19 protein-coding genes are annotated in these 26,035 nt (G+C 34.7%); 16 read left to right on the forward strand and 3 right to left on the reverse strand.

Annotated elements, in window-relative coordinates:
- Nucleotides 1–190 precede the first annotated feature (190 nt).
- The 3 genes from EGH73_RS06995 (at nt 191) to EGH73_RS07005 (ending at nt 2,230) form a co-directional block, all read left to right on the forward strand.
- Complete coding sequence (locus tag EGH73_RS06995; RefSeq protein ID WP_123281249.1) at nt 191–1,162, forward strand: hypothetical protein; 972 nt, start codon at nt 191–193, stop codon at nt 1,160–1,162.
- A 99-nt stretch (nt 1,163–1,261) separates the two neighbouring features.
- Nucleotides 1,262–1,642: a hypothetical protein gene (locus EGH73_RS07000; RefSeq protein WP_123281250.1), complete on the forward strand. Its 381-nt coding sequence runs from the start codon at nt 1,262–1,264 to the stop codon at nt 1,640–1,642.
- Between the two features lie 78 nt (nt 1,643–1,720).
- The gene (locus EGH73_RS07005; protein WP_123281251.1) at nt 1,721–2,230 is read left to right on the forward strand and encodes a ferritin; all 510 of its coding nucleotides are present in this window, start codon (nt 1,721–1,723) and stop codon (nt 2,228–2,230) included.
- Nucleotides 2,231–2,274: 44 nt separating this feature from the next.
- Here EGH73_RS07005 and EGH73_RS07010 read toward each other — a convergent pair whose 3' ends face one another.
- Both EGH73_RS07010 and EGH73_RS07015 read right to left on the reverse strand, forming a co-directional pair.
- Nucleotides 2,275–5,427, reverse strand: a complete 3,153-nt coding sequence (locus EGH73_RS07010) for a UvrD-helicase domain-containing protein (RefSeq protein WP_123281252.1) — start codon at nt 5,425–5,427, stop codon at nt 2,275–2,277.
- 281 nt (nt 5,428–5,708) lie between these two features.
- Complete coding sequence (locus tag EGH73_RS07015) at nt 5,709–6,302, reverse strand: ribonuclease HII (RefSeq protein ID WP_123281253.1); 594 nt, start codon at nt 6,300–6,302, stop codon at nt 5,709–5,711.
- A gap of 232 nt (nt 6,303–6,534) precedes the next feature.
- On the opposite strand from EGH73_RS07015, the gene EGH73_RS07020 reads away from it, so the two are divergent.
- The 5 genes from EGH73_RS07020 to EGH73_RS07040 all read left to right on the forward strand — a co-directional run bounded on the left by EGH73_RS07020 (nt 6,535) and on the right by EGH73_RS07040 (nt 16,623).
- A complete protein-coding gene (locus tag EGH73_RS07020) occupies nt 6,535–9,381 on the forward strand; it encodes a SusC/RagA family TonB-linked outer membrane protein (protein ID WP_123281265.1) in 2,847 nt (948 codons plus the stop codon).
- 19 nt (nt 9,382–9,400) lie between these two features.
- A complete protein-coding gene (locus tag EGH73_RS07025; RefSeq protein ID WP_123281266.1) occupies nt 9,401–10,798 on the forward strand; it encodes a RagB/SusD family nutrient uptake outer membrane protein in 1,398 nt (465 codons plus the stop codon).
- Between the two features lie 281 nt (nt 10,799–11,079).
- Complete coding sequence (locus tag EGH73_RS07030; RefSeq protein WP_245985459.1) at nt 11,080–11,757, forward strand: hypothetical protein; 678 nt, start codon at nt 11,080–11,082, stop codon at nt 11,755–11,757.
- Nucleotides 11,758–12,059: 302 nt separating this feature from the next.
- On the forward strand, nt 12,060–15,098 hold the full coding sequence (locus EGH73_RS07035; protein ID WP_123281254.1) for a SusC/RagA family TonB-linked outer membrane protein: 3,039 nt from the start codon (nt 12,060–12,062) through the stop codon (nt 15,096–15,098).
- Nucleotides 15,099–15,108: 10 nt separating this feature from the next.
- Nucleotides 15,109–16,623 carry a SusD/RagB family nutrient-binding outer membrane lipoprotein gene (locus EGH73_RS07040; RefSeq protein ID WP_123281255.1) on the forward strand — a complete coding sequence of 505 codons (1,515 nt, stop codon included), beginning with the start codon at nt 15,109–15,111 and terminating at the stop codon, nt 16,621–16,623.
- Nucleotides 16,624–16,743: 120 nt separating this feature from the next.
- Here the strand turns inward: EGH73_RS07040 and ffh are convergent, their stop codons facing one another.
- The gene (gene ffh, locus EGH73_RS07045; RefSeq protein WP_123281256.1) at nt 16,744–18,108 is read right to left on the reverse strand and encodes a signal recognition particle protein; all 1,365 of its coding nucleotides are present in this window, start codon (nt 18,106–18,108) and stop codon (nt 16,744–16,746) included.
- A 521-nt stretch (nt 18,109–18,629) separates the two neighbouring features.
- On the opposite strand from ffh, the gene atpB reads away from it, so the two are divergent.
- The 8 genes from atpB (at nt 18,630) to EGH73_RS07090 (ending at nt 25,813) form a co-directional block, all read left to right on the forward strand.
- A complete protein-coding gene (atpB, locus tag EGH73_RS07055) occupies nt 18,630–19,730 on the forward strand; it encodes a F0F1 ATP synthase subunit A (RefSeq protein ID WP_123281258.1) in 1,101 nt (366 codons plus the stop codon).
- A 42-nt stretch (nt 19,731–19,772) separates the two neighbouring features.
- Nucleotides 19,773–19,991, forward strand: coding sequence for an ATP synthase F0 subunit C (locus tag EGH73_RS07060; protein ID WP_063968283.1), 219 nt, complete (start codon nt 19,773–19,775; stop codon nt 19,989–19,991).
- A 95-nt stretch (nt 19,992–20,086) separates the two neighbouring features.
- Complete coding sequence (locus EGH73_RS07065; protein WP_123281259.1) at nt 20,087–20,575, forward strand: F0F1 ATP synthase subunit B; 489 nt, start codon at nt 20,087–20,089, stop codon at nt 20,573–20,575.
- 5 nt (nt 20,576–20,580) lie between these two features.
- Nucleotides 20,581–21,117 (forward strand): ATP synthase F1 subunit delta, encoded by a 537-nt coding sequence (atpH, locus tag EGH73_RS07070; protein WP_123281260.1) that lies wholly within the window; start codon nt 20,581–20,583, stop codon nt 21,115–21,117.
- A 17-nt stretch (nt 21,118–21,134) separates the two neighbouring features.
- Nucleotides 21,135–22,712 (forward strand): F0F1 ATP synthase subunit alpha, encoded by a 1,578-nt coding sequence (atpA, locus tag EGH73_RS07075; RefSeq protein WP_123281261.1) that lies wholly within the window; start codon nt 21,135–21,137, stop codon nt 22,710–22,712.
- Nucleotides 22,713–22,797: 85 nt separating this feature from the next.
- Nucleotides 22,798–23,664, forward strand: a complete 867-nt coding sequence (gene atpG / locus EGH73_RS07080) for an ATP synthase F1 subunit gamma (RefSeq protein WP_123281262.1) — start codon at nt 22,798–22,800, stop codon at nt 23,662–23,664.
- Between the two features lie 483 nt (nt 23,665–24,147).
- Complete coding sequence (locus EGH73_RS07085) at nt 24,148–25,506, forward strand: hemolysin family protein (protein ID WP_123281263.1); 1,359 nt, start codon at nt 24,148–24,150, stop codon at nt 25,504–25,506.
- 4 nt (nt 25,507–25,510) lie between these two features.
- Nucleotides 25,511–25,813, forward strand: a complete 303-nt coding sequence (locus EGH73_RS07090; protein WP_089770090.1) for an ATP-dependent Clp protease adaptor ClpS — start codon at nt 25,511–25,513, stop codon at nt 25,811–25,813.
- The last annotated feature ends 222 nt before the right edge of the window (nt 25,814–26,035 follow it).

A 26,035-nucleotide genomic window follows, 5' to 3' on the forward strand; every position in this document is an offset into this window, starting at 1 on the left:
AATTTGATTCTTGAATTGAATTTTGATTCGAAATCTAAATTTTCGTTTAACTTTTATTATTCGTCAATATCCAAAAGATAGAAAGTTTCATTTTAAGGAAAAAATGGATTTTCAAACTTAATTTAAAAATAAAAGGAATGAAACATTAAAAATGTTCCATTTGATAATTAACAAAAATAAATAAGAACAAATGAAAAAGATATTTTTAACTCTTGCTATTATTTTTGGAGGATTAGTTTCTGCACAAGATTATTATGACACTTATCCAAACGATTATAACGGATACGAATATTATGATGATTCCTACGATTATCCGGACGATTATTATTACAACTATCCAACGGATTATTATCCGGATCAATATTATAAAGGATATTATAACGACTACCGAAATGCGGTTTTCTCTGTGAATTGGAATCAGTTTTTTGTCCAATACAGACTTACGCCTTTCCAAATAGATCAGATTTTGGCACTCAATAATCGTTTTGCTTCATATGCCGCTTGGAATGCTTATTACAGATGGAACCCAGACAGATGGTATTATGACAGATTTTATGCTTTGCAAAATATACTTGGTCCAAGAATCTTTGTAGTGTATCAAAATGTTTATTTCCGTGGTGCAAGTCCGTTTGTGTATTACAGAAACCGTTGCGTGAACTTTTATGCAAGACGTTATCCGGTAAGACCGATTTACAGAAATGTGAATATTAATATCTATAAAGTAAACCGAGGAAATTTCCGAGAAGGATTTAGAGAAAATGTCAGAAATCAAGGGATGATAAACCCAACCAGAAATAACGGAATCAGAAATGATAATCCAAGAAGTGGTTCTAACGGAAATAATTGGGGCGCAATCCGAGGTTCTGAAAATAATGGAATCAGAAATCAGCAAAACTCAGGAATCAGAACTAATGAAAATGGAGGAATCAGAAATTCCGGTGGAACAAGAGATAATAATTTTGGAGGAATAAGAAGCGGAAATAATTCTGATAATATACGAAATCAATCTTCTCCTAATATTAGAAATCAAGGCGGTATCAGACAAAACCAAAACTCTGAAAGAATAGAAAATAGAAGTAACGAACGTTCTATCCAGAGAAATTCTACCCCAAAGTCTGAAAGCGGAAACAGAGGTTCTGGAATGAGATTCACTTCAAGATAAAAGTATTTAACAAAAATTTATAACATCAATCACTTAACAATATAAATTATTACAAATCCAACAAACAGATAAAATTTATAAATATTAAAATCGAAAAAAATGAAAAAATTAATTTTAAGCTCGGCATTTCTTGGACTAGGAGTTTTTGGATTTGCACAGACAACTTCAGATAGAAAAGGAAATTTTGAACAAAAAAAGGCAGCGCATATGCTGGAGATGAAGCAAGAGCTTAATCTTACAGATGCGCAAGTTGCCCAAATAAAAACTTTACACGAGAAAAAAGCTGCAGAGAGAAAGCAGGAAATGGCAGCCAAGAAACAAGACCGAATGAAAATGATGAAAGATAATGAAGCAGAAATGCAGAAAATCTTAACGCCTGATCAGTTTAAAAAATTTCAGGCACTGAAAGAGAAGAAAATGGCAGAGAGAAAAGAACATTTTCAAAAAAGAAAAGCTGCAAATACAGCCGTAGTTAAGTAAGTTATTTTTTAGTGGTTAATTTTGTGAAAGAGTGGGTTTTTATCCGCTCTTTTTTTATATTTGGAAAAAATAACAATTATGGTAAGTGAAAAAATAATAAATCTCATCAACGAACAAATTACTAAAGAACAATATGCAGCCCAGCTGTATCTTTCTATGAGTGCGTGGTTTTATACCAAAGATTTGGAGGGGATAGCTAACTATTTCCGGGTGCAGTCCAAAGAAGAACTGATGCACGCAGACAAGATGTTTGACTATGTGCACGATATCGGCGGAACTATTATATTAAATGAAATTCCCAAACCACCACACGAATTTTCCAGCGCTCAGGAAATCTTTGAAAAAGCCTTAGACCACGAAAGATTGGTTACTAAAAGTATTTTTAATATTGTGAAAGCCGCCAACGACGAAGGTGATTTTGCAACCACAAGCTTCCTGCAATGGTTTATCAATGAGCAGGTGGAGGAAGAATCCAGTGCATCGCTTTTGGTTACGAAGATCAAAATGGTAAAAGACAATCCGTCTGCGTTGTATCTCTTTGACCAAGAATTGGCGCAAAGGGTTTTCAATCCAGCTGCTGAGAATTAATTAAAAAAAGAAAATCCCGGGAAATTATTTTCTCGGGATTTTGTTTATATATAGATCACGTCTGTTTTGATGACTTTCTTCCCAAATTGTTCGAGCTTATTTTTATAAGTTTCAACTTGTTTCTGATCTTTCTCCTTTTCTTCGCCAGTTTTGAAATCTACAATGATAAAACCATTTTCAGTTTCAATCAAACGGTCCGGACGATACGTTTTGGACTGCTCGTTTTCTGTGGCAAACATTTCTCTTTCATTGATGATTTTAAGATTCTCCGCGAAATAATCTGAGTAATTAGTATTATTAAGAACATTTTCAATCCTTTCCAGAATCGATGTTTTTTCTTCATTGGTTATTTTTCCTTCTAACAAATAAGAATTGAGAACTTTCGTTACATCTTTCTTGGTTTTGATTTGGGACAGAATCTCGTGGGTGAAAATTCCCATCCTTACGTGCTCTACGCGATTTTGGTAATTTTTAGAAGTTGTTGCAATTTCTATATTCGATACTTTTTCAGTTTGTTGAGAAATCGAATTAATATTTTCTGACTGATAGTCTTTCTTCTCCTTTTTCTTTTGCTTCTTCAAATCAGAAACTGGGAAAATATCGAATGAATCTAATGATTCACCATTTTCTGTCGGTTGAAATTGTGTAACAAAATCATACAATTCCAAATTATTAGAAGACTTGCTCGGTTTCTCGATATAAAAGAACAATTGTTCGACTGGTCGGGTGGTCGCAACATATTGGATGCAGAAGCGGTCGATTTTATTGCGGTAAGAATTCTCAAAATTGAATTGAGCCAAATCCTCATCATAATTTTCCAATTCTGGAGAAAACTGATTCAGAATCACGGTTTTCAATTCATCTTCGCTGTTGAGGTCGTACCATTCGGAGAATTTTTTGTCATTGTTTTTATTTTCCATTGGGATGAAAACCACAGGAAACTCCAGACCTTTCGCTTTGTGGATGGTCATAATCTGAACCGCATCAATATTCTCACTCGCTTGGATGCTGATTTTCGAAGCTTCATCATCCCAGAATTTAAGGAATTCTTTCAACGTTGCTCCCGCATTTTGAGTATAATTAAATAACATCTCGAGGAAGTTCAGAAGGAAATCTATTTCCTTATTCTCTACAGAAAATTCCTGAATGTAATATTCGATGAAATTGTAAAGATTCAGTTGTGGAACATCATTTTGAACCAATTTAATTTGGTAATGAGCATTAATATAATTCTCAATATCTTTCTTGGATTCGAGACTTAAAATGGTTTTAATTTCAGAAGTGAAATCGTTCATTTTTATTCTTCCGGAGATATTCAGGAAGTACATAAACTTTACCAAAAACTGTCTGTTTTTTGGATTGATTTCCCACTTCAGGAACTCAATCAAAGCTTTGATGGTAAAAGCTAAATCCAGAGTCAATCCTTTTTCAGAAATAGTTTTGATGTAAGTTTCCTTTCCGTTATAATTAACCTTCAGATTTCCCAAAAGTTGGGAATAATTAAAAATATCATTGTTACCACGGCAAAGAATCGTAATGTCCGAAAAAGTAAAACCATTATCCAGGCATTCTTGGATATCCTGCTGCATCTTCTGTGACGTTTCTTCATAAAAAACTGCTTTTACAGAGTTTTCCAGAAGATGAACTTTCACTCTGCCATCAAGTTTAGATTGTGCGCCTTGGATGGCATTTTCCCCGAATATCTTTTGATGCTCTTCACTCAAATTCTGAGACATAAAATCATATAATCGATTGTTAAAATCAACGATATTCTTTGCACTTCTCCAGTTAAATTTCAAGTGTTCTGCTATCGCTTTCTTGGGCGATGTTTCTTCTCCACTAATAATGTCCAGCATCAGTTTACTTTCGCCACCTCGGAATCTATAAATGCTTTGTTTTGGGTCGCCAACAATTGTAAAACTCGTATTATCAGACGTGATGCTGTTGTCACGAAGCGGTAAGAAGTTTTGCCATTGCATCGCCGATGTATCCTGAAATTCATCAAAAAAGTAATGCTGAAATTGGGTTCCTACTTTTTCGTAGATGAACGCAGAAGGCTCATTTCGAAGATTTTCGTTAATGATAATATTAAATTTCGAAAGCAAGACCAAATCGTTTTCTTCCTCTATTTCCATCAGTTTTTTCTGAATATCTGCATTAACTTTCAACGGCAAAATCGCTTGCAGAATTCTTTCTTTTTTCTGAGAATCAATATAAAGGTCAATTATTTCCCTTCGCCACGAGATCAACTGAGGTAAAATATCAGCAATTTCAGATTGTTTGTGTTTTCCTTTTGCCGAAGCACCTTTCAGGAAAGTTTCAATCTTGGAATCTTCGGAAGCTGTAGGGAACGGAAATTTTTTATCCTTAATGTTATGAAACTCGAGCATATTAACAAAAAATCCACCAATTCCATTTTTTCCACTTGCAAAATCCTCAATCTCTATATCCCTGCTCTGGATTAATTCCAAAGCTCTTTTTGTGAGTTCAAGTGATTCGGATTTTAGCCTTTTAATGGTTTCTCTGAGTTCATTTTTCTTATTCTCATAGGCCTTCCACTCAAAATCTTTATTATCCTGCAAAGGTTTGTAATGGATATCATTGACAAATTTTTTCGCCGAGCTATAAAGTGTCTGATTGAGATTTACCCGTTCATTATTATCCAGATTATAGTTGACAAAATCCATAAATGCTTCAGAAACAGTTTGTTCTTCGCCTATTTCGTCCAACATTTTATCCACCGCTTCTATCAAATAAGGTTCCGGTTGAATTTCCAGATTGAAGTTCTGAGCCAAACCTAATTCATAAGAAAAACTCTTGACCAATCGGGAATTAAACTTATCAATCGTTCCAATGTTGAGCGTAGAGTAGTGGTGCAGGATATAATCCAGAACGTTCTGGGAGCGCTGCTTCAAATCGTCCAACGTTATCCTGTAACCTTGTTGTGCTAGTGCTTCCTGAATATTCTTCAGGTCTTGATTTTCGGAATAATTATCTTTTACAAACTCGCCAAGATAGAAAAGAATTCTTTCCTTCATTTCATTAGCCGCCTTATTAGTAAATGTCAATGCAATTACTGTCCTGATGGCGTCTGGCTGATTCGGATATCTGAGACAGATCATCAGCAGACGTTGCACAAGTGTATAGGTCTTGCCGGAGCCGGCAGAAGCGTTGATGACGGAGTAGGTGTTTTGCATAAAACAAATATAACCAATATCGTGAAGATTGTAAGATGCTTTTTTGGTTAATTAGATTGTTTTGAAAAAAATATAATGGGTGATTTCTAGAATGTTATGTTTATAAAAAAAAATAATTGATTGTGATTTTAGTTTGTGCTACGATACGGAGTATGTACGGAGTATGTACGGGGTATGTACGGGGTATGTACGGGGTATGTACGGGGTATGTACGGGGTATGTACGGGGTATGTACGGAAATGATACTTATGAAATAGAATGTGTACTAAAATAATTGTAGGTTAAATTTCTACATCATACTCTAATCGAAAAGATTTTCTGTGATGAATATTTGGACCGTATTTTTTTAAAGCTTGCTGATGGGTTTTGGTACAATAGCCGAAATTGGTATTCCAACCATAGTCTGGAAACTCATCGTGAAGTTTTATCATTAAGTTATCACGATAGTTTTTCGCAAGAATTGACGCTGCTGCAATTGAAAGATATTTGCTGTCACCTTTTATAATACAGTGATGTGGGATATAATTATAAGGATGAAAACGGTTCCCATCTACCAATATCAGTTCCGGTCTTGTTTTCAGTTGGTCCAACGCAAGATGCATAGCATGCAGGCTAGCGTTCAATATATTATGTTCATCTATAAATTCGGGAGACAATTCTGCAATGGCAAAATCAACGGCATTTTCTCTAATATAAATATCGAGACTTTGTCTGGTTTGGAAATTTAACGTTTTAGAATCATTAACTAAATTTTGCTTAAATTTTTTATTGACAATTACAGCCGCAGCAACTACTGGGCCAGCGAGGCATCCTCTGCCGACCTCATCACATCCGGCTTCTATATAGATTTTTGAAAAAGATTTTTTGAGTTGCATAATTCTTGTAAAAATACTCTGTTCGGCTTAAATTACATGTCTTTTTAAAAGAATTTTTTTGCTGCTATTTTTAGTTCGAAATATTAAAAGATGCAAGATCGCCCATAATTAATATAATATTAACATAAAATTGTAGTTTTTTTTATAAAAGTTCAGATATTTTATCTTCTAAAATTTGTGAGTGTTAAAATTATTTAACAATTTTGCCAAATTGAATAATAAAAAATTTGATATGAATGTTAAACTAAAAGTTTTAAGTGCAGGTGTATTATTCTTCACCGGACAAGCACTTTTTGCTCAAAAAACTGACAGTGCAAAGACAGCTAATATTCAAGAAGTTGTAATTGTTGGTTTTGGACAGAAAAAAACCGTACAAGAATTGACCGGATCAACAAGTACAATGACTGCAAAATCTATTCAGGATGTTCCTGTGGCTTCTGTGGATAAAATGTTGCAAGGACGAGTAACGGGGGTTCAAGTTGGAGCTGCATCTGGTCAGCCTGGTGGATTTGCAAATGTTAGGGTACGTGGTGTATCCTCTATCAATGGAGTTACGTCTCCAATTTATATTGTAGATGGAGTGAGAGTGGCGAGTGGTGATTTAACTACCGCAAATACTACGGCTAACATTTTAGCAAATATGAACCCTGATGATGTTGAGAGCGTAACTGTATTAAAAGATGCTGTCTCAACTGCTGTTTATGGTGCAGATGCTGGAGCTGGAGTTATTGTAATTACTACAAAATCTGGAAAAAAAGGAAAGGCAAAATTTAACTTGTCTTATAATACAGGTCTTAATCAACAGGCTGTAAGTAATCACAAAGCTTTTAGTGGTCAAGAATACAAAGAGTATCTAAGAGATTTGTTAAATAACACGCTTGGTACAAATCACAGTATCGAAGATATTGCAAATGCAAATGGAACAATTGGTAATGCTACTTTTGCGAATATTATGAAATCTCCATACAGTACAGATTGGCAAGATATTGTAAGAAAGGATGGTTATCAACAAAATGCTGATTTGAGCATGTCAGGTGGTAATGATAAGTTTACCTATTATGCTTCTGTGAATATGTTTGATCAGAATAGCATCATAAAAAATTCATTCTTTAAGAGATTATCATATACAACAAAATTATCATATCAGGCTACTGAGAAATTGAAAATTAGTTCAGATTTTCAGATTTCGCATGGTAAAACACGTACATTATCTGAAGGAGGAGCTTTTTCTAACCCGATTTTGGCTCAGTACTTTAACAGACCAACAGATCCGGCAAGAAATCCTGATGGGTCTTGGTATTGGAATCCTGCAACTGCAAGATTAAGTAATAACCAATTTAATCCGGGTTATTTATTAGAAAACAATTATGATCAGGCAGGAACACTGAGAGCTTATGCAAACTTAAATGCTGAATATAAAATTTTAGATAACTTAACATATAGATTTGTATTTTCACCAGAATACATCAGTGTAGAAGAGGATAGATACTGGAATCCAATCCACGGAGATGGATTTAATTATGGTGGATATCAGAGAACATCTGTAAACAGATATTTCAACTTTAACGTTCAGAATATATTAGACTATAGCAAGAAATTTGGCATGCACAATGTTGGTGCATCCCTGATTCAGGAAGCATATAAGTCTGATAGGAAATTCCTATCCGCAACTGGTATCACGGTTGGTAGCCCAGCTTTAGAAACATTATCTAATTTTGTGGTGCCTTATGGGTATGGGGGTAGAAAATTTATCAATTCCAGAAACGGTTACGCAGTAACAGGTCATTATGACTACGATAAATTAATTTTAGTTGATGGATCCTACAGAAGAGATATTTTATCTCAATTTATGCCAGGGAAAAAAGCTGGTGACTTCTGGTCTGTTGGTTTAGGTGTAGATTTGGCAAGAATCAATTTCTTGAAAGAAATTGAAGCAATCTCAATGTTGAAGTTTAGAGGATCTTATGGAAAATTGGGTAACCAGATTACTGCAAATCCTTACGCATTATTTGCTTATAATTTGAATTATAATGATACTGCCGCTGCACAATATTATAATGTTAATAATCCAAATTTGACATGGGAAACTGTAAATCCTTTAAATGTTGGTTTAGATGTTGGATTGTTCAATGATAGAGTTAAGTTATCGGCAGAATACTATAATAAGAAAACCAATGATCTGATTTATAATGTCCCGCTTTCTCCTTCGCAAGGTGGTGTTATTTATAATGAAACCGCAGGTACTTACACCTATGGAGCAATGGTAGATAATGTTGGAACATTAGTTAACAGAGGATTTGAATTCTCTGTGAATGCGGATATTTTTAGAGGAGATTTTACTTGGAGTATTGGGGGGAATCTGTCAACTTTACACAATGAGATTACGGAACTATATGGAGGAACTGTTAATACGGGCACAACAACTTTAAGAGAGGGTGAGGGAGTTCGTACATTCTTTCTTAGAAAATGGGCCGGAGTAGATGCTGCAAATGGTGATCCACTATGGTACATCAATGGAGTTGATGGCGAAACGACCAATGACTATAATAAAGCTCAACAGGCAACTCAAGGATCATTTTTGAGTACCCTTTTTGGAGGTGCTAATACAAGTGTTTCCTATAAAGGGTTCTCATTAGACCTTCTATTTACCTACGGTTTTGGTGGGAAAATTTATGATGATTGGGCTTCCTACACTTGGAGTGATGGTCAATACACTGCTACATATCCAGGTTATGGTGATGTTATGGGAGATTATTGGACTCCAACTAATACTAATGCAAATAATCCTAAACCATTATCTGGCGGTAATAAAAGATCCAATGCTGCTTCTACAAGATTCTTGTATGACTCAGATTTTATAAGATTAAGTAATGCCAGATTAGGATATACTTTTAATTCTTCTTTCCTTAACGGGAGTGGTTTAAATTCTGTACAAGTATATGTTATGGCAAACAACGCTTGGACTCACAGGTTTGATGACAGACTTAAATTTGACCCAGAAGTTAATGTATCAGGTTATACTAACCTTGCTTTACCAATCTTAAAATCTTACCTTTTTGGTGTTAACCTTAGTTTTTAAAATGATTAAATTGAACAAAATGAATAAAATAATAAAAACAGGAATTCTTGCAGCAGTTATCGGAACCGGATTGGTATCTTGTTCTGATGATTTTGTGGAGAGAGAGTTTTATCAGGAAGTACAACAAGGGCCTTTGACGTCCACAAAAGAGATGCAATCTTTTGTGCGTGGTGCTTACGTATCGATGCGTAATACACAATACTATGGTGCTGATTTTCTTGCATACGCAGAAATTAGATCAGATGAAATGTATAGTACGCTACAAGGAGGATATTATACAAATGTTTATAATTATACGCAGGTTTCCAATGATCCTTATGCAAGAGATACTTATAACAGAATTTACGAGGTAGTTGGTAAAGCCAATATAGTTATTAATTCAGATGTTAATGCAATCCAAGGAACAACTGCTGATAAAGCTACTGCCACATTCGCACAAGGACAAGCTTATGGATTGAGAGCAATTGCTTTTTTCGATGCTTTTAGACTTTATGGACAAAAATATATTCCAAACGGTACTCTGGGGATTGTTTTACCATTGAAATACGACCCAAAAGCTTTGATGCCAAGAGCAACTATAGCTGAGACTGAGGCTCAGATTGATGCAGATTTTACAAAAGCATTACAATTAATGAGTGCTGGTACAGCCTATTCAAGTACTAAGTCAGATTTAACAGTCAATGCTCTTAAAGGTATGATGTCAAGATTTTATCTTTACAAAGGCGATTATGCTAAAGTAAGATCATTGACAAATGATTTAATAGGAAAATATACTGTAATTCCTGCCGGATTACATCAGACTTCATTCCAATTTTTAATGAATGGAGCTGCGCCTAACTCTATTTTTGAATTGGCGGTAGGTATCAACGCTTCACTTTCTACAGGATCTTATAGACAACGACTAAACCCATTAGGTTATGCTAATATTGTAGTTTCTGCGTCAGCATATAATTCTTATGCTACTGCTGATATTAGGAGAGCTTTAATTACTGTTTCTGGTACAGGAACAAGTGCTGTGAGATATTTATCAAATAACAATGGAACAGGTAAGTATACCAATACTGTTGGAGCCGATAATATCAAAATCTTACGTTATGAAGAAATTTTGTTAAATGGTGTAGAAGCCGAATTAAATGGAGGAGATCCAACCAAAGCTTTAAATTATTATAATCAAATTCTTACTAATAGAGGTTTGCCAGCTGCTACTAGTGTAGATATGACATTGCTTAAAGCTGAAAGAATGAAAGAGCTTTTAGGAGAAGGTCTTCGCCAATGGGATTTAAGAAGATGGGGTGATGCAGTTCCAAGACCATCGATAGCCTCTGCAGATCAAAACCTTAATGCATTCCCAATTCCGAGAACGGAAACGGATATAGCAGGAACACCTGTAGTGTCTAATCCCGGATACGATAACTAAAATTTGTAAATTTTAATTACAAGAAATAGCCGCCATATTTTGGTGGCTATTTTTATTGTATAAACACAATATGAATTCCACATTGATAATAAGATAATTTTTATTGATTTGCTTATTATTGACTATCGATCACTAAAAGATCTCACAAACTGAATTAAAGCAATTTAGATTCCTGTACAATGACAAAGATTGTCTTGAATTAATACGTTAAGATTAAAAAAGGACATTCATTAAAAGCAATGTATTATTTCTTATATTTGCTTAAATAGCAATTTTATTTTATGAGAACAATAATAATACTTGTGTTTTTATTAACGCAAACTTTTACTTTTGCGCAAGTGGGTAATGAAAATGTATCATTCTCTACTGGAAATTTTTTTATGAGAGGTAATAGACCATCAACAAAAGAATATGTGATAGATGGTATTCCTTATCCAAATGGGAAGCAATTCGACAAAGTAATCATACAAGGTTTTAGTAAGGATGTACAGAATCTCCGATATAATGCGTATGATGATGAGATGGAGTTTCAAGAAAATGCGACCACATATTTTACTAATAAAGAAGAAAATTTGAAAATTAATTTCCCTACACTTAAGAAAATCTATAAAACTGTAAATTATTCGATAGATGGGAAAAGTAAATTTGGATATTTAGTATTATTGTTAGATAATCCTAAATACTCTTTGTATAAAAGAGAAAAAGTAGAGTTGTTAAAAGGTGAGAAAAGCCCAAGTGCCTACGGAAAGGATGCAAATGATTATTATTCTAAACAAAAAGATATTTACTTGATTGAAAAAGATAAGAAATTCATTAAATTTCCTAAGAATAAAAAAGAATTTTTAGATGAATTTAATTTTTTAAGTAAAGACGAATTTGAAAATTATTTGAAAATAAATAATATAAATTTTTCTAAAGAAGATAGCTTAATTAAATTAATTCAATTTTTGAATCAATAGCTTAATCACAAATTTTTATTTAGACCTTCTTTATGGAAGGTTTTCTTTTTTTATACTAATTTATTATTCTAAACATAGCAATAGTGACTTGCTATCAATGATGAAAACTAAATTTTTAAAAATCGTTTTTTTTAGGAAATCTTTTTAATAATTTAATTTCCATTAGGCTTTACTCTTTTAAATTAAGTTTTTTTTATTAATAATTAAAAGATCTTTTGTTTTGTTTAACAAATTTTTAACAAAACATTTTGGATATATTAAGAAAGTTTTGCAAATTTGTTTATTGAAAAATTTGATTTGATATGAAAAAATTAACAACAAGCGTGTTGGCAGTAGTTCTTTCGTCATCTTTTGCAGTAGTTTCTGCACAAAAGGTACAAGATACAGCTAAAACGCAAGATATCGAGGGCGTAGTAGTAACGGCTTTAGGTATCAAAAGAGATGAAAAATCTTTGTCTTATGCATCGCAGACAGTTAAAGCTAAAGACTTAAACTTGACTCAGAATGTTGATGTTAAGGGGGCTATAGCAGGTAAAGTTGCCGGCGTTCAGATTAACGGACAGGCAGGTGCCAAGTTAGGAGAAACAGGAAAACTTCGTCTAAGAGGTGCTATTAGTATGTTGTCCGATGAAGATCCAATTTATGTATTGGATGGTGTAATTGTAGATCCAAATACAATTGATATGGACAATGTTGAGTCTGTGAATGTCTTAAAAGGACCTAATGCAACCGCGCTCTATGGTACTAGAGCTATCTATGGAGCTGTTATTATGACGCTTAAAAAAGGTTCAAAAAATAGAGTTAATGTTGAGGTTAACTCGACCGTCAATGTTGATGTCATTGCTAGAACCATGAAATATCAGAATGAATATGGAGGGGGTTATGAAGGCGAAAATTCTATGGCAGTTTTTCATTATGATCCTACTGTTCATCCTGCTAGTTGGGCTATTTTTGATGGCAAAAATTATATACAAGGAGATAATTCTTATGCGGATGAGAGTTGGGGAGCTAAATTGGATGGTAGAGAGTATGTGCCATGGTACGCTTGGTGGACAACGAGCCCTTATTATGGACAGACAGCTAAATACAGTCCTCAACCAAACAATGTAAGAGATTTTTATGATAAATCTATAACAACAAAAAATACAATCTCTGTTTCTGGGGGTAATGATTATTTTACAGGAAGATTATCAGTTACAAATCTAGATCAAAATGGTATAACTCCTTACACTTATTTAAAAAGAAATTATCTTTCCTATAATGGAAATTTTAAATTTTCTGATAAGTTAAATGTTGAAACAATGTTTAACTATACAGGAGGTAAAGTAAGAGGAGAGATGGATGATACTTATGGTAATCAGACTTCTGGCTCATTTAATAGCTGGTTTGCTAGAGAATTAGATATAAAGAAATTAAAAGAGTTACAAAACTTAAAAACAGACGATAATTATTTAGCGTCTTGGAACTGGTGGGGTCCTGATTACTATGGATATGGAGGAATATATCAAAAGCCGGCATTCTGGTTGAATCCTTATACATATATGAATTTGTTTGATGATACAACAAGAAGAAGAAACTACTCTTTTAGTGTTGCTCCCACATATAAAATATCCAGGACATTAAATGCTAGAGCTTCATATTCTAGAACAGATAATACAACTACTCGTGAATATTTTATGCCTAGCGAAATTTCTAACTCGGCATCTGGAACCCAAGGAGGTTATATGAATTTTACGAATGGCTTTGGTATTATAAACAATAGATTTTCTGAAGAACAGTATGATGCAAGATTAACTTATACAGATAAGTTTGGTGTTTTTGATATCAATGCAATCGTTGGAGGTAATATAACTGAACAATCTTGGTTTAATAATACTACTGCTATGAATGTTTGGAGTAATACACAATTTCTAATAAATCCAGATGTTTATAATTTTTCGAATACCAACATTCCAATTATTCCTAGATATACAAAATATAAAAAGACTTATAGATCGATCTATAGCAATCTATCTATAGGTTATAATGATACTTTCTATTTGGATTTAAGTGCAAGAAATGATATCAATTCTGCATATTTGCCACAAGATAATTCGTTCTTTACATATTCAGCTGGTGGAAGTGTATTGTTACATAATTTATTTGAAAAGAATAATGTTTTAACGTTTGCAAAAGTGAGAGCTGGTTTTGCTAAAATTGCAAGTGATTTAGGTGCTCTTTCAACTAATCCAGCATATACTTATGCTAATACAGCTTTCCAAATAGGTACAAATACAACTAATTATGTAGCCGCTTGGCAACCAATAGGTGCGGTAGATGCTGTTTTAAAGCCATCTATAAATGAAAATTTTGAGGTTGGGTTAGATTTAAAGTTTTTGAATAACAGATTGTCCTTTTCCGGAACATATTATAATGAAAAAAGAAAAGACGAGCCTATTCCTGTAACATTGCCTGCTTCATCAGGATATACAAATGTTTTTGCCAATTCAGGAGAAGTTAAAAGAGAAGGTGTAGAATTGAGTTTATCTGGTGATGTTTTTAAATCAGGGGATTTTACTTGGACAACCTCTTTGAACTTTGCCAAAAATAAAACTACTATATTAAAAGTTGCAGATGGTACAGAAGCTATCAATTTTGGGTCTGCTGATGATTATGCAAAAGTAAATGTTACTCAGATAGCTGGACAAGAATGGGGGCAGTTGATCGGTACAGGATATAAGTATGATGCAAATGGTAATAAAATTATCGATGTTGATCCGGTATTAGGTACTGTAACTTACGCATTGGAAACAAATAAAAGTTTTGGTTCTGTATTACCAGATTTTACAGGAGGTTTCTACAATACATTTACTTATAAAGGTTTTTCATTAAGTGCTGCAATAGACTTTCAAAAAGGTGGGAAATTCTTTTCTCTTGGAGAAATGTGGGCAGATTACAGTGGTTTGACACCAAAAACTACAGCTAATGGAATTAGAGAAAACGGCGTTAGAGTAGTTGGTGTTAATTCTGCCGATGGTTCTGCTGTGGATGAATTAGTAGAAGCTCAAACTTATTTTCAACAATTTTATTCTAATAGTTTAATTGAGGATTACATCCACGATGCTAGCTACATTAAGTTAAGAGAATTGGCATTAAATTATCAATTACCATCAAAACTTTTTTATAACACTGCAATCAAAGCTATTACAGTTGGTTTAATTGCTAGAAATCCATTTTTAATTTATGTGTCTAAGGATAATATTCATAAACAAGATCCTTCAGAGCTATCAAATACATTTGGAGAAAATGCTAACTTACCTTCAACAAGAAGTTTTGGTGTTAATGTTAAACTTAATTTCTAAATAAAAAAAAATGAAAAATTTTAAAATATATATTATTGCTTTAGTGGGAGCTTTATCATTCAATTCTTGTAATGATAAAGAGTTCAGTGATGAATACTATGCTAATACATACGGGATTTATTCTGCAGATTATAAATCATTAATGACTGGTGCTATTTCTGATTTCGCGCAGAGGGGTGGGCAGAATTTTTTTATGAAGCCGATGTTGTACTCACAATATTTGTCTCAGGTAGTTTATACTTCAGAATCTCAATATGCTCAAGTAGGAGGACAATGGGATTGGTATTATGTTAGAAGTATAAAAAATCTGAACACAATTATTGATGCTTATTCTGGTAATGTTGACAACCTTATGACAGCTCAAGGAAGTAAAGAAAATATGATTGGGGTTTCAAAAATTCTTCGAGCGATTATTTACAAGAGACTCACTGATACTTATGGAGATATTCCTTATTCTGAAGCAGTTAAGTATGATCAGGGAATTTTAACTCCGAAATTTGATTCTCAGGAATCAATTTATAAAAATTTGATAAATGATTTAAAAGACGGTAGGGATCTATTGGATGCTACGAAAACTCGTCCAGTAGGAGATAATCTATATTTGGGAGATGTAACTAAATGGAAAAAACTTGCTAATTCAGTTATTTTACAAGCTACTCTTCAACTGTCAAAAAAATATCCAGGTGTTAGTGATTATGCTGCAGTAGAATTCAAATCAGCTTTAGCAAATACTGCAGGATCTATAGAAACTGTAGCTGATGAAGCTTGGTTCACTTATTCTTCGCTTGCTGGTATAAACAATCCAATTTATGCCTTTAGAGCAGCTGATTATAGAATGTCAGCTCAGCTTATTGAGTCATTAAAAGGAACAAAAACGGGAGCTAATGCAGCATTTAATGTGACGTCTAATCACACGCCAGACTCTAGAAGAACAGTTTATGCTACTAATACAAACCCAGGTTTACCTTATGGATATAGCGCAACAGATTTGGCATCTGCGGGGTATACAACAGCTAGTAAATCCCAGATGAATGCCAGATTTAGAGGTGCAACTTCTACATTGAATCTAATGTCAGCGTCATATACATTTCTTAATAGAGCAGAAGCTGCTGCTAGAGGCTGGACTACAGAGGATGTTGCTACATTACTTACAAAAGGGATTACTTTAAGTTATCAATCATTGGACTCTAAGTATTCTACTTCAATTTCATCAGGGGCAGCAGCATATGCGGCAGCTAGAGTTGCAGATATTTCTACAGCACCTGGCGGAGCTCTTCAAGTAATTGGCGAAGAAAAATGGATATCTCTTTTTACAAAAGGATTCGATTCTTGGTCAGAATGGAGAAGAACGGGATATCCAAATCTTAAGCCTGCTCCAAGTTCTTTGAATGGAGGAGTGATTCCAAGAAGAATTATGTACCCTACATCGGAAGCTATATATAACAAGACAAATTATACAGCTGCATTAAAATCTTTAACTCCAAATAGTGATTTAAATACATCAAAAATCTGGTGGGATCAATAATAGGTTTCACACTTGATATATAATTAAACCCGCAGCAATGCGGGTTTTTATTTTATTATTCTAACAACAAAAAACCTGAGAAACAATGTTCTCAGGTTTTTGAATTTATATAAAGTAATTCTATCTTCCAAACAAACCGCCACCCATGCCAGGCATATTTGGCATTTTGCTCATCATCTGCATCATTTGCTTGCCTTGAGGGCCTTGCATCATTTTCATCATTTTGCCCATCTGGTCAAATTGCTTCATCAAGGCATTTACATCTTCTAGCTTTCTACCCGAACCTTTAGCGATTCTTTGTTTTCTGGAAACATTGATGATAGAAGGTCTTCTTCTTTCGTCGGGCGTCATCGAATGGATAATCGCTTCGATATGTTTGAAAGCATCATCATTAATGTCCACATCTTTAATCGCTTTTCCAACACCCGGAATCATCCCCATCAGATCCTTCATATTACCCATTTTTTTGATTTGGTTGATCTGCTTTAAGAAATCATCGAAACCAAATTCATTCTTAGCAATTTTCTTATGAAGTTTCTTAGCTTCCTCTTCGTCAAACTGTTCCTGAGCTCTTTCAACCAAGGAAACAACATCTCCCATTCCGAGAATTCTGTCAGCCATCCTTTCCGGATAGAAAAGGTCCAGCGCTTCCATTTTTTCTCCGGTAGAAATAAATTTGATAGGCTTTTCAACTACAGAACGAATTGTCAACGCCGCTCCACCACGTGTATCACCATCCAATTTCGTAAGAACAACACCGTCAAAATTCAAAGTATCATTGAAGGCTTTAGCCGTATTCACAGCATCTTGTCCTGTCATCGAATCTACTACGAAAAGCGTTTCAGTAGGTTTAATCGTTTGATGAACCGCCTTGATTTCGTTCATCATTTGCTCATCAACCGCCAAACGACCAGCCGTATCCACAATTATTGTATCAAATCCATTTGATTTTGCATAATTAATTGCGTTCTCAGCAATCGCAACAGGGTTTTTATTTTCTACCTCGGTATAGACAGGAATATTGATTTGAGTTCCCAGAACTTTCAACTGGTCAATCGCTGCAGGTCTGTAAACGTCACAAGCTACCAAAAGTGGTTTTTTGCTTCTTTTTTGTTTCAGATAGTTGGCTAATTTTCCGGAGAAAGTTGTTTTACCAGAACCTTGTAGACCAGCAATCAAAATGACAGTCGGCTTCCCGGAAAGATTGATTCCTTCTTGAGAACCACCCATCAAATCTACCAATTCATCGTGAACAATTTTCGTCATCAATTGTCCTGGCGTTAGCGATGTCAAAACGTTTTCACCTATAGCTTTATCCTGAACTCTTTTTGTAAGGTCTTTGGCAACTTTATAATTGACATCGGCATCCACCAATGCTCTTCGGATTTCCTTTACCGTTTCTGCAACGTTGATTTCCGTGATTTTTCCACGGCCCGAAATATTATGAAGCGCTTTATCTAGCTTGTCTTGTAAACTGTTAAACATAACTTTAATAGGATATTTAAGGTAGCAAAAATAAGAAAATTTAAACGAAGTTACAGCGTCAGTGATGACTAATCAATCATCATTTATTTTTTGTTTTATTTGGGGCAGTTTAATCCGCATTTTATAAATAGAATTAAGTTTGTCAGGATTGTTTATTTTTGCAAAATGAATCAGATATTAATACTAATTATTGCAACCGCTTCACTAATTATTCTTAATATAATTGTGTATTATTTGTTCAAAATGGTTTTAATAAAAGGCAATAATTCCGGATTGAGATTTTTAGGAATTAACTTGTTAAAAGATATAATCTGGCTTACCGGAATTTTATTTTTTATAGACAAAACAAAAGTTAATTTTCTGATTTTGAGTTTGATTTTTTTAATCAGTTCTTTTTTAATTTATTATTTTGTCATTGTAAGGCTCAATAAATCATAGTATTATGAATTTGATAAAAATCATATAATTTAGTTTTTCTAACCATTATAAATCGATATATTTGCAAACCGATAAAATGTGTTATGAAGCTAAAAATTAATTCTGTTTTTTTTACGTTTTTGTTCATCTTTTCTAGCGTTTTCATCTCTGCTCAGCACGAAGTTGCTAATGTAGGTGAAACAGCAGAAATAGAAAAGGCCGAGAAATCATTTGATGCAAAGAAAATGATAATGGAGCATATCGGCGATTCTAATGAATGGCATCTGATGACTCTGAATGAAGGGACTGCGGAAGAGAAACATATCTCTGTTCCATTGCCAATTATTGTAAAGGACGAGGCTGGGATCCATACATTTTTATCATCTTCTGTAGCTCATGGTCACGAACATGACGGGTATACTTTGCACGACGGGCAATTAGTATCTACTAAAGGTTTGGAAAAAGCAACATTGTTCGGTTTGATTGGAGGTAAGCAAGATTCCGGAAAGGTTTTTTATGATTTTTCTATCACAAAAAATGTTTTTACAATGTTATTATCAGTTGTGTTTATGTTGGTTATCTTCATTGGAATGGGGAGAAGTTATAAAAATTCTATGATGCCAAAAGGAGTTGGTAGGATTTTAGAGCCAATCGTTATTTTCATCCGTGACGAAGTAGCAATTCCAAATATTGGATCTTCAAAATACAAAAGGTTTATGCCTTATTTATTGACAGTATTTTTCTTTATATGGATTAATAACCTCTTCGGATTGATTCCATTCTTTCCTTTTGGAGCTAACTTGACCGGGAATATAGCAATTACTGCAGTTTTAGCAATTATTACTTTGGTGATTACGCTTTTCAGTGCCAACAAAGATTACTGGAAGCATATTTTCATGCCGCCGGTTCCGATTTTGCTTTACCCTATTATGGTTCCGATTGAGATTATTGGCGTGTTTACAAAGCCGTTTGCTTTGATGATGCGACTTTTTGCCAACGTAACGGCAGGTCACATTATGATACTGGCGATTATTTCATTGATATTTATTTTTAAAACACCATTATTAGGATTTGCATCTGTGCCTTTGGCATTATTCATTTCTGTATTGGAGTTATTGGTTGCAGTATTGCAGGCGTATATTTTCACAGTATTGTCAGCATTATTTATTGGAATTGCAGTACAGGATCACTCACACGAACATTAAGATACAATTAAAAAGAACATATTTAACCTAAATAATTTTATTATGGATTTAACAACTGGAGCAGGATTAATTTACGTAGGGATCGGTTTAGCAGTATTAGGCGTAGGTCTAGGAATTGGTAAAATCGGTGGACACGCAATGGATGCTATCGCTAGACAACCGGAACAAGCTGGTAAAATTCAGGGAGCAATGCTTATCGCAGCTGGTCTTATTGAAGGAGCTGGTCTTATTGCGATTATTTTTGGTGCATTCATCAAGTAATCCTTATTACATCTAAGTCTTAGCAAAACGGTTGGTTTTGCTAAGACTTTTCTTAAATTCAAAAAAATTATTTTAATTAATAAAAAACTTAGATTATGATAGAGCCGGGCATAGGTTTATTATTTTGGATGACACTTACATTCATCATCCTATTGTTTTTATTAGCAAAATTTGCGTGGAAACCAATTCTTAACGCAGTTAATGATAGAGAAGTTACGATCATCGATGCGCTTAATCAAGCTAAATTAGCTAAACAAGAGATGGCTCAGTTGAAAGAAGATAACGAAAGAATCCTACGCGAAGCAAGAGCTGAAAGAGACGGCATCTTGAAAGAAGCGAGAGAAATGAAGGATAAAATCGTAAATGAAGCAAAGGACAGTGCTAAAGTAGAAGGAGAGAAGATGATCGCTGCTGCAAGACAGTCTATACAGTCTGAGAAAAATGCTGCAATGGCAGACATCAAAACTCAAATCGGAACCTTGTCTGTGAACATCGCTGAAAGTATCCTAAAAGAGAAATTGAACAACGATGGCGCACAAAATGCTCTTGTAGAAAATATTCTTAACAAGTCTAACCTTAACTAATCAGGATGCTGACATCTAAAGTAGCTAAAAGATACGCGCAGGGTTTGCTGGATTTTACTCAGGAATCCGGTAACACAGAATCTGTTTTCAATGAGATGAAAGACATTGTTAAAATAATGTCGCAATCTAAAGACCTGAATCAGTTTTTCGGTACACCCATCATTGATTCAAGAAAGAAAGAAGCAATTGCTTTAGAAATATTCAAGGATTTTTCACCTGTTGCTAAAAACTTGATCAGACTTGTTATCAAGCAGGGAAGAGAATCTCAGCTCAAAGGTATTGCTCAGGAATTCATTAATAAAGTAGAAGACATCAAAGGGACTCAGAGAATTTCTTTGACAAGCGCTTCTAAGTTATCAGAACAAAATATTCAAAAGATTATTGCTGATTCCAAAATGGTCAATGTTACTAACTATGATTTGGAAACGATTATCAAACCAGAAATTCTCGGAGGTTATATCCTGAGAGTAGGTGATCAGCAAATTGATGCTTCAGTTAGAACTAAACTTAGCAACATCAAAAAAGAATTTCAACTTAATTAAGAAAAAACAACCATATAATGGCAGAAATAAATCCGGCAGAAGTATCAGCGATACTGAAGCAGCAATTAGCAAATTTCGATACTCAATCTAACGTAGAAGAAGTTGGTACTGTTCTTACAATAGGTGATGGTATTGCTCGTGTTTACGGTTTAGAAAACGTTCAGTACGGAGAATTGGTAAGATTCGAAGCTGGAGTAGAAGGTATTGTTCTTAACCTTGAAGAAGATAACGTAGGTGTTGCGCTTCTTGGTGAATCCAAATTGGTAAAAGAAGGCGATACTGTAAAAAGAACTAACAGAATTTCTTCTATCAAAGTTGGAGAAGGAATGCTTGGTAGAGTTGTTGATACTCTAGGAAATCCAATTGATGGAAAAGGACCTATCGAAGGAGAACTTTATGAGATGCCTTTGGAAAGAAAAGCGCCGGGAGTTATCTTCCGTCAGCCGGTAACTGAGCCCCTTCAGACTGGTATCGTTGCTATCGATTCTATGATTCCTGTAGGAAGAGGACAAAGAGAGTTGATTATTGGTGACAGACAAACTGGTAAAACAGTTGTTGCTATTGATACCATTATCAATCAAAAAGAATTTTATGATGCTGGACAACCAGTATATTGTATATATGTTGCAATTGGACAAAAAGCTTCCACTGTAGCACAAATCGTTAAAACTTTAGAAGATAAAGGTGCTTTGGCTTACACTGTGGTTGTGGCTGCAAATGCTTCTGACCCAGTTCCAATGCAGGTTTACTCTGCAATGGCAGGTGCTTCTATCGGAGAATATTTCCGTGATACTGGTCGCGCTGCTTTGATCGTTTATGATGATTTATCAAAACAAGCGGTTGCTTACCGTGAGCTTTCTCTTCTATTAAGAAGACCACCAGGACGTGAGGCTTACCCAGGAGACGTTTTCTACTTACACTCAAGATTGTTGGAAAGAGCAGCAAAAGTAATTGCTGATGATTCTATCGCAAAACAAATGAATGATTTGCCAGAATCTCTTAAGCCAATCGTGAAAGGAGGTGGTTCATTAACAGCTCTTCCTATCATCGAAACTCAAGCTGGTGACGTTTCTGCATACATTCCTACAAACGTGATCTCAATTACAGACGGACAGATTTTCCTAGAGTCTGATTTGTTTAACTCAGGTGTTCGTCCAGCAATTAACGTTGGTATCTCTGTATCTAGAGTAGGAGGTAACGCTCAAATCAAATCAATGAAAAAAGTGTCTGGTACTTTGAAACTAGACCAGGCTCAATATAAAGAATTGGAAGCGTTTGCTAAGTTCGGTTCTGACCTAGATGCTGCAACTTTGGCGGTAATCTCTAAAGGAGAAAGAAACGTGGAGCTTTTGAAGCAGCCGGTAAACTCTCCGCTTCCTGTAGAAAGCCAAGTGGCTATGATTTATGCAGGTACTGAAAACCTCTTGAGAAATATCCCAATCAGAAAAGTGAAGGAGTTTCAGGTAGAATATGTTGATTTCCTAAGAAATAAACACCCAGAAGTTATGTCAGCGCTTAAAGCTGGTAAGATTGATGACTCAATCACAGGAACTCTCAAGCAGGTTGCAACTGAGCTTGCATCGAAGTATAAATAAAAATTAGTTGATGGTTTTTGGTTGATAGTTGACAGAATTTTCTAAAACTAACAACCAACAACCGACAACCAACAACTAAATAAATATGGCAAACTTAAAAGAAATACGAGGCAGAATTTCATCTATATCTTCTACGATGCAGATTACCAGTGCTATGAAAATGGTTTCCGCTGCGAAACTAAAGAAAGCACAAGACGCAATCGTAATGCTGAGACCTTACTCAGAAAAACTTCAGGAGATTATAGAGAACGTAAGTGCTGCTTCTGATGCTGACAGTATCTCAGAATTCGCTATAGAAAGAGAGGTGAAAAAAGTGCTTTTCATTGCAGTGACTTCCAACAGAGGTTTGGCTGGAGCTTTCAACTCATCTGTAATCAAGGAGATGAACTTACAGTTTTCTGCTAATAATAATGTGGAAACGGAAGTTTTGACCATCGGTAAGAAGGCTTTTGATGCGATGAGAAAGAACAAAACGGTTTATGAAAACCACAGTTCTTTATTCGATAATCTTTCTTTTGACCACGTTTCCAATATGACGGAAAAAGTAATGTCGGATTTCAAAGCTGGTAAATTTGATAAAGTGTATGTCGTTTACAATAAATTTATCAATGCAGCTACTCAGGAAGTAGTAACAGAGCAGGTTTTGCCTATTGCTGTTTCTGCAGAGAAAGCAAGCTTAGACGTTAATGTAGATTACATCTTTGAGCCAGGTCGGGAGGAAATCCTTAAAACATTGATTCCAAAATCGATTAAAACTCAAATATTCAAAGCTGTTTTAGATTCTGTAGCATCAGAGCACGGTGCAAGGATGACAGCGATGCATAAGGCGACTGACAATGCAGAAGCACTTAGAAATGACCTTAAGATTTTCTATAACAAAGCAAGACAGGCTGCCATCACCAACGAAATATTAGAAATTGTTTCCGGAGCAGAAGCGCTGAAGAACAGTTAATAAAGATAAGTTAAAGTTAGTAGTTAGTTATAAAAAGCATTGGAGTTCAGATTTCAGTGCTTTTTATTATTTTGGGCAGCTTAATCCGCCTTCCGCTCCCAAACCTAACGAAGTGGTTCGACGAAGTCAATCTTTTCACTCCTCTGCGTTGCGTAAAAAGGATTTCCGCTCAAATCGAGGAGCGAGATTCATCGATTCAAATGAAAAAATATATAAATAGGAGATAAGTCGGGCTGCAGCTTCGCCATTTAGAAACAGTCAACCTTTAATTGGTTATAAGGAAAATAGCGACGAAATCTGGGTATGGTGGTGGAATATAATTCATTTAGTAATTATTGAGAGGTGAAGCTCCGAAATGTTGGTTGTGACATCACATTTTATCACAGAATCATATTTTTACAACTTCTGAACCTAAATTTTAATATCTAAATCCAAGTTAAAAAAAATATCTATCTTTGCAGATATTGTATATAAAAACATTAAATGGACCCCGATAGTTTAGTCAAACTTCTCATTGCATTATTTTTAGTTCTTCTCAATGGCTTTTTCGTAGCCGCTGAATTTTCAATCGTTAAAGTACGTTATTCCCAGATCCAGATTAAGGCTGCGGAAGGGAATACAATGGCAAAGCAGGCCGAAAGCATTATTAAAAATCTGGATGCTTATCTTTCCGCAACCCAGTTAGGAATTACATTGGCATCTCTTGCCTTAGGTTGGGTGGGAGAAAGTGCGTTGCACCATATTATAGAAGGGATATTTCATTCTCTTGATATCGAACTGGCACAGACTACTGTTACTACTATTTCTGTGGTATGCAGTTTCTTACTGATAACAATTATGCACATCGTTTTTGGGGAATTGGTGCCTAAGTCGATTGCCATTAGAAAGTCGGAAGCGACAACATTATTTATCGCATATCCTTTGCATCTTTTTTATAATATTTTCCGTCCATTCATTTGGTTGATGAATTCATTATCCAATGGATTTTTGAAAATTATAAAAATTCATCCTGTTTCAGAACATGATATTCACTCTACAGAAGAGCTTCAGCTGTTGGTAAAACAATCTGCAGACAGCGGCGAAATTGAAGAAGAAAATTACGAAATCATTAAGAATGCTTTTGACTTTACAGATCATAATGCAAAGCAGATCATGATTCCAAGACAGAATATCTCCTCCATTGATATTGAAGATGATAAGGAAGAGATCATTTCGAAGATTATGGATAGCGGATATTCCAGAATTCCTGTTTATGAAGGTTCTATAGACAATATAATTGGTATTTTCTACACGAAGGAAATCATCAGAGAGTATATCAAAAGTAAAGGCGAACTGACTCACGAGGATCTTAGAGGCTTGATGAGAGAAGCATTCTTTGTAGTAGGAAGTAAGAAAATATCTGATCTTCTAAAAGTATTCCAATTCAAAAAACAGCATATGGCGATTGTTATTGATGAATTTGGTGGCACCGAAGGAATCATTACTCTTGAAGATATTTTGGAGGAATTGGTAGGGGAAATTCAAGATGAGGAAGATGAAGAAGAGAAAATCGTTGACAAAGTTGGAGAAAATACCTATTGGGTAAAAGCGACACAGCCACTGGAAGAAATCAATGAGTGTATTCCAAAAAAAATACCGCCTTCAGAAGAGGGAGAATACAATACTTTGGCCGGGTTCATTTTGAATGAACTACAAGATATCCCGGAAGAAAATCAGGAATTCGATTATGGACCTTATCATTTTAAGATTCTTAAAATGCAAAATAAGAGTGTAGAACTTGTCGAATTGTTTTACAACAAATCATTGGTAGAAGATATCACAGACGAGATCACAGAGGGCTGAAAAAATGATAATCTATAACAATAAATCTTACGACCAGCCAAAGCGCCAATACGAAGGAGATGTGTTGGTTCTGGAAGAGGAGGATCAAGTGTACAAACTGGTACTTCATAACGATGATGTTAATACCTTTGATTTTGTAATTATGTGTCTTATTGAGATCTGTGAGCACACTTTGGAACAGGCGGAACAATGTACAATACTAGTGCATTATAAAGGTAAATGTACAGTGAAAACCGGCGCACTGGAGAAACTTAAACCTATGAATCAAGCGTTGCTGGACAAAGGTTTAAGTTCCGAAATAGTATAACAAAAACTATCACTTTTGTGATAGTTTTTGTTTTTTAGTGAAAGCTATAAATAGGCTTCAGCTGATATATTATTCTTAGAAAATACTATATGTTGCCTCGAAAATTGTAGTTCCACAAAAATATTATTTCTGTACCTCCAACCGGATTTGATTCGTTGAAACCGCCATTATCAGGTATTTTGATGCTAATTTTCTATTCTAAATAGTCTCTCCTTAAACCAC

Source organism: Epilithonimonas hominis (genome assembly GCF_003730015.1).
Classification (GTDB): Bacteria; Bacteroidota; Bacteroidia; order Flavobacteriales; family Weeksellaceae; genus Epilithonimonas; species Epilithonimonas hominis.